Source organism: Nocardia sp. TBRC8007, assembly GCF_056629435.1.
In genome coordinates this window covers 1-225 of the sequence record NZ_JBWSOR010000246.1, presented here as the reverse complement: position 1 = coordinate 225, position 225 = coordinate 1, and the positions used below count along the sequence as shown (strand labels likewise).

General features: G+C 68.0%; 1 protein-coding gene. It reads left to right on the top strand.

All coding sequences use genetic code 11. The features are described from left to right. Position 1 precedes the first annotated feature (1 nt). Positions 2–225: AMP-binding protein (locus ACX4ZE_RS23520; protein ID WP_480275655.1), on the top strand; the 224-nt coding region annotated here is incomplete at its 3' end.

The following is a 225-nucleotide window of genomic DNA, read 5'->3' as shown; positions in this document are numbered from 1 at the left end:
TATCAACAGCCATGGCCCGGCAGAGACGACTGTTTGCGTCTCGGAATATGACGCGGCCGATGGGGTGGGGGCGTCGGTTCCGATCGGCACCCCGGTGGGGAATATGCGGGTGTTCGTGTTGGATTCGTGGTTGCGGCCGGTGCCGGTGGGGGTGGCGGGGGAGTTGTATGTGGCCGGTGCGCAGGTGGGGCGCGGCTATCACGGGCGGGCGGGGTTGACCGCGGT